8 protein-coding genes are annotated in these 5,244 nt (G+C 63.0%); 5 read left to right on the top strand and 3 right to left on the bottom strand.

Annotated elements, in window-relative coordinates; all coding sequences use genetic code 11:
* The first annotated feature begins 383 nt into the window (after window positions 1-383).
* The 4 genes from ACLJOO_RS42655 (at window position 384) to ACLJOO_RS42640 (ending at window position 3,156) form a co-directional block, all read left to right on the top strand.
* Complete coding sequence (locus tag ACLJOO_RS42655) at window positions 384-911, top strand: hypothetical protein (RefSeq protein ID WP_410794081.1); 528 nt, start codon at window positions 384-386, stop codon at window positions 909-911.
* A gap of 13 nt (window positions 912-924) precedes the next feature.
* The gene (locus tag ACLJOO_RS42650) at window positions 925-1,500 is read left to right on the top strand and encodes a hypothetical protein (protein WP_410794080.1); all 576 of its coding nucleotides are present in this window, start codon (window positions 925-927) and stop codon (window positions 1,498-1,500) included.
* Entirely contained in the window at window positions 1,497-1,931 is a 435-nt protein-coding gene (locus tag ACLJOO_RS42645; protein WP_410794078.1) for a hypothetical protein, read from the top strand. Before ACLJOO_RS42650 ends, ACLJOO_RS42645 begins: the two co-directional genes overlap by 4 nt.
* Before the next feature lie 505 nt (window positions 1,932-2,436).
* Window positions 2,437-3,156, top strand: a complete 720-nt coding sequence (locus ACLJOO_RS42640; protein ID WP_410794077.1) for a hypothetical protein — start codon at window positions 2,437-2,439, stop codon at window positions 3,154-3,156.
* A gap of 37 nt (window positions 3,157-3,193) precedes the next feature.
* Here the strand turns inward: ACLJOO_RS42640 and ACLJOO_RS42635 are convergent, their stop codons facing one another.
* Window positions 3,194-3,418, bottom strand: a complete 225-nt coding sequence (locus tag ACLJOO_RS42635) for a hypothetical protein (RefSeq protein ID WP_410794075.1) — start codon at window positions 3,416-3,418, stop codon at window positions 3,194-3,196.
* A 198-nt stretch (window positions 3,419-3,616) separates the two neighbouring features.
* On the opposite strand from ACLJOO_RS42635, the gene ACLJOO_RS42630 reads away from it, so the two are divergent.
* Window positions 3,617-3,868: a helix-turn-helix domain-containing protein gene (locus ACLJOO_RS42630; protein WP_410794073.1), complete on the top strand. Its 252-nt coding sequence runs from the start codon at window positions 3,617-3,619 to the stop codon at window positions 3,866-3,868.
* On the opposite strand, the gene ACLJOO_RS42625 is transcribed toward ACLJOO_RS42630, so the two are convergent.
* Both ACLJOO_RS42625 and ACLJOO_RS42620 read right to left on the bottom strand, forming a co-directional pair.
* Window positions 3,865-4,560, bottom strand: coding sequence for an HAD family hydrolase (locus ACLJOO_RS42625; RefSeq protein ID WP_410794071.1), 696 nt, complete (start codon window positions 4,558-4,560; stop codon window positions 3,865-3,867). The two genes, ACLJOO_RS42630 and ACLJOO_RS42625, sit on opposite strands and share 4 nt — an antisense overlap.
* A partial coding sequence (locus ACLJOO_RS42620; protein ID WP_410794070.1) for a GntR family transcriptional regulator occupies window positions 4,553-5,244 on the bottom strand: 692 nt, incomplete at its 5' end. The genes ACLJOO_RS42625 and ACLJOO_RS42620, both read right to left, overlap by 8 nt.

The following is a 5,244-nucleotide window of genomic DNA, read 5'->3' as shown; positions in this document are numbered from 1 at the left end:
GCGCGCTCGGAGGGATTCGAACCCCCAACCTTCTGATCCGTAGGAGCCTGCACAACTCAGTCACGCCCTCACCGCCTCACGCACTCATGGTCTCATTGGTGCCGCCACGCGCAGCTTGTTCGGACTGGTTGGGGTCGGACTGGGGTCACTTCCGCGCTTGGCACTGCGAGGCAGCACGAACCGCCACGGCTGGCACAGATCTGGCAGCCACTCTGCGACTAGGCCAGGTTCCTTGTCGGGTCACGAGTCAACTACGGCACCAACTGCCTCTGTCACCGATGGTGATGCGATGGCACGATAGGCAACTCTGAGCGAACTATGGCAACGGATCGGTCACGAGAACGAGGGAACGACGTCGCTCAGGTTGTCAGGGGGGTTTAGGATTGACTATAGTCGAACGACAACTCGTCGCCCGAGGCGGGTGGTACGTGGTCGAGTGTGCGATTGATGCAAACGGAGTGAGTCCTGCTGCGGACTTCCTCCGGGCTCTGCAAGAGGGGGTGTTGGAGCCTGATCCCGACAGCAAAGTGGACGAGCTGCCCGATGATGCGCAGATCGACGACTACACCAAGTTCGTAACCTGGGCACAGCTCCTGGCCGATGATGGCGTGCCGCCGTACCAGCGGGCGGTCAACGATCTCGACAACGGAGTTTGGGAGTTCAAGAAGGGGTCGAAGCGCCTCACCTTCTACGACACGTGGGGCGACGGAACCTACACGCCAAAGCTGCGATACACCGATCGCAGAACGTGCGAGTATCCCGATGATGATTTCTGGTGGTTCCCGAAATTTGATGAGTTAATACGCCTTGGTCACGCATTTCTCAAGGACGGCCAGAAGGCACCGCCCGCCGACGTCACACAAGCCGAGCGGATCAGAGAGGAAGACCTCCGACATGACAGAGACTCCTGACAGGAACCTCTCGATGTTCGAGAGGCATGCAGCCACGCCACAAGGACGATTGGCGACAATAGCCGCGAAGGCTGCGTTCAAAGTCGTTGATCTCATAAATTCAGCAAAAACTGCCGCTAAGGTAAGCAACAAGCAAATGGCGCTTGACTTGGGCGTGACCGACGGGCGCGTCTCGCAGGTGCTAAACGGAGATGGGAATCTGCGGGTGGCCACCATTGCCCGCTTCTTGGCCGTGTGCGGCTATGAATTGGAAATCAGCGCAAGGCCGGCAAGTTCGGAACGTCCACCTCTCAGTCAGCGCCGTCGCCGCAAACCGGCACAGAGACCAACTCGTGACGATGGGCAGACCTGGGACGTGTACGAACAGCACACCGTGTCACGTGAAGGCGTTCAGCGTAATTTCGCCTTGATCCACCGGGTCTCTGGCCTCTCCGCCGCTCCCCTGACGAAGCCAGTGAAGATCGGCGCGATCGAACTGCACACGGCTGGCGCGGACTTCAGTCCCGTCAACAGCTCCGCTGATGCATGGCCGGCAGAGGTTGAGCACGCGGTTGACATCGAAGATGACCGCGACGTGATGCAGTCATGACAAATCCAGCCACCGAGACTAGCGGAATTCGCGGCGTCCACCTGTCCTCCCTTTATCTCTGGAGTTGCTCGGTCGAGAGGATGGATGCCGCGCGGATCGACCGCGGCGCAGTAACCGGCTCCTTGTCCCTGACCCCCGAAGTTTCGGATGAGTCGCTCACATATCAAATCGCAGCGACATACAAGTTCATGAACTCTGACGAGGGAGAGATGGCTACGATCGTAGCCACGTACGTTGCTGAGTATTACGGGAAATCAGTTCCCAAACTGACAAACGAGCAACTGGAGCGGTTCTCAAAGTCGGTCATTCTCCACGTCACGCCGTTCCTTCGCGAATTCATAGCAACCATGATGAACCGTCTCGGCCTGCCTGATTTCTACCTTCCATTGATGCGTCGTAGTGAGCTAGAGATCGAGCGGGCTCCGAGCTAACCGAGCCCAACGCCGCCACTCCTGCCCCGTCCCCCTGATAGCTGCCAAACCAGGTCAGCGCGGTGCGGGTCAAGAGTCGGCTTGCCGATCCCGTAGGGACGCGTAGCGCTCTTGACGCGTGCCGTGCTGGCCGTACGATCGGGCGTCAGGGGGACGGGGCTACCCGCGGTCGGACGCCAGGACTCGGACGTTGCCGGCGCTCTTGGAATCGGGGGAATCTTGGCTGGCTCCGCGCGGGGTGGGCGAGGTTCGGCCGGCAGGCCGCATGGGCTCGCCCACCCCGCGCGGGAGGCGCGCCGAAGGCGCGCCCTTGATCCATAAGAGGTCAACTCGGCAGCGGATCGGATCACTTGAGGCTGACGTTCAGTCTGGAGGCCCGCATATGCTCTTGGCCGTGGCTTGGAGACCTGGACAGCGCAAGACGCAGCGTGCCCTTGAAGATCCTTACAGCGGAGTACCGGACCATCTGCGTCAACCGCTCTGGAGCTGGATCCAGGACGGTCTCATGGCGACCTCGTATGGGACGAACGCAGAGCGCACGGCAGAGCTGGCCATCGAGTTGCGCAAAAGCATGCGCGCAGGTTCGAACTTCGAGCAGATCCAGCAGTACATCGAATGGTGTAACAAGGACACCGACTTCATGCTTGACCTCGTTGAGGTGATGCTCGACCGCTACGGCTGGGACGCAGGTCGGGCGCGGAGGCTCGACGGCCTGTTGATTGCCGCAAACTCGGCATACAGAGTGCGGGCTACAGACACCTCATCGGCGGGCCTGGAGGAGCGGGTAGCACCAGGCGTGAAGGAGCTCGTACGCGAGGCCGTAGATGCTGCCGGTGGTTCGGCTGGCGATCATCTCGTGAACGCTTGGAATGCCGCGTATGGCAGGAAGCCTGATGCTGTGAAGGCCTACAGCGAAGCAATCAAGGCTGCTGAGGCCGCCTTGGCTCCTCGGGTCGCACCGCAGAACGCCCGACAGACCCTCGGCACGATGATCCGTGACGTTTCCGCGAAACCAGCCAAGTGGAGCTTCACTCTCGATGACGGCAGTGGCGGCGGCGTCGCGGCGATCCTGCAGATGATGCGGACGCTCTGGGAAGGTCAGACATCGCGCCATGGCGGCCTGAACCCGACCCGTGCTGAGACACCTGATGAGGCCAGGGCTGCCGTACACCTAGCGACCGGGCTCGTCCAGTTCGGCGCGAGCGGCGCATTCGACCTCGTCTGAGCGAACAACGACCGCCTCCTAGAGAGCCGCGATCAACTCAGAGGCGCGGTGCCGGTCGACGGCTGCGAGGCGGCCGGAATCCCAACTCGGCGTCGCCGCTCGCGCCGAGGATGAGGCAGAGGGCTGCTCGGTACTCCTCGCAGGGCCACCACACCGCGCCGCGTTCTAGCTTGGCGATGTAGTGGCCTGTGATCGGGTAGCGCTTGGAGCTGACCGAGTACAGGAGCTCGGCTACGCGTTGGGCGAGTTCACCGCGGCTCATCGGTCGTCCGGGCACGCTGCGTGACACTGTGCGCATCCGCGCAGCGGTCAGGAGGTGGTTCACACCTGACTGATTTTCGGGCGTCACACCGTCAATAGTATCTCTACGCCGCTATAACAGGCGAAGGGATGCCTATCGCGTTACATCGCGGCATTTTGCCGCATGCCGTCGGGGTGAGCGGCGCGGGAAGATCTGCGCATGACGCCGGACGAGTTGGACAAGCTCATCGCTGGGAATGTCCGTGCTGCCCGTGCTCGTCACCGGATGCGGCAGGAAGACCTGGCGGACGAGTTGGACTGGACGCGTTCGGTGGTTGGGTCGCTGGAGGCGGGTACGCGGCGCGTGACGCTGGCGGATGCTGTCGCTCTCTGCGGTGCGCTCAAGATGAACCTGCGGGAGCTGCTGGAGGGCGCGCCGGAGGATGCTTTGAGGAGCCTCGGGCTCGTCTAATCGGCAACCGCGGAGCTGTGGATCGCGTCAGCTAGAGCTGTCATGTCGGTGATGACCGCGTCAGCGCCGGCGCGGTGGAGCTCGGTGCCGCGCTCGGGTGTCTTGGCGTAGCCGATCGAGTGGACGTCGGCGGCTCGGCTGACCTGGATGTCGGTGATCGAGTCGCCGATCATGACGCAGCTCTGAGGTTGGCGGTCGAGGGTCGCGAGGGCTCGCCGAACAAGTTCGGGGTGCGGCTTCATCAGACTCGGATCACCGTAGGGCCGGCCGAGGATCTCTTGCACCAAGTCACGAAGGTGGTGCTGCCTCAGGAATGCGTCGACCGCATCGGCCGAGTTGTTGCTGACGACCACGACAGGTCGACCGGTCTCGTGACAGGCAGCGAGGAAGTCCGCGGCTCCGGGGGTAGGGATCGCGAGGCGTGCGGCATCGACTTCACCTTGCACAACGACCCGCTCGACCGATTCGAGCGCTGCTGGTACATCGCTGGCAGCGAAGCGGAGGACGGTGAGGTGATCGCTGGTCGCACTCACGGAGTCGGACAGCTCAGCTCCCGCCTCTCGGAGAACCGCACGAGCGGCGTCGGCCAGTCGCACGTTGCGGTCTGGCGGGAGCAGCGGCGTGACTGGGCCGTCGAAGTCCAGGAGGACGGCCGTGGTCTGCTCGAGGAGGGCGAGGAGCTGATCAGTCATGGGGGGCGTACTCGCGGGCGATGGTGTTCCACACGCTGTCGAACCAGCGGGATGTCTCGGTGACGTACAACGAACCGGTCGAGTTCGGGTCCGAGTCGGCGACGTGGTGGAACAGGACTGCGTCCTTGCCCATGGGGTCGTAGATCGGGACCTGCTCCTTGCCGATCGTGACGGTGTGCTCGACCACGGGGTAGAAGCCGAAGAACAGCTCGTGGTTGTTCAGGATGTATGCCTTGAACAGCGGAGCGGAGCCGTGCACTCGCACCTCTGCCTCAGCTCTGCCGATCAGCCCGAGTTGGCCCAGCTCCATGACGGATTCCACGATGGCGAGTGCGTGCCGCTCGACCAGGCGTTCCATCCGTCGCCGGACGCCGGCGTCATCGCCTGGATTGTCTCCGGCGCGTGACGGCAGCGCGATCGGGTTGGACATGTCCGACAGGAGGAGCCGCAGCCGCACCGATTCCGGCGTCAGGCGGCCGGCACGGATCTTGTCCAGCGGTTCCTGGATGATCCCGTTGAGGGTCTCTGCGGTGTAGCCGGAGAAATCGATCCGTACGTCGGGCGTCCCGAACACGGCCTCGACGTGTGGCCGGAGTCCGACCGGTCGCTCCGTACGTTCGCGAACGAAGACCCCGCTCCCCTGGCGCGCCACCACCAGACCTTCAGCCTTCAGGAGGCGAAGGG

Source organism: Kribbella sp. C-35 (assembly GCF_046549195.1).
In the GTDB taxonomy this organism is placed as follows: Bacteria; Actinomycetota; Actinomycetes; order Propionibacteriales; family Kribbellaceae; genus Kribbella.
The sequence above is the reverse complement of the archived record's forward strand: the minus strand, read 5'-3'. Positions and strand labels throughout refer to the sequence as shown.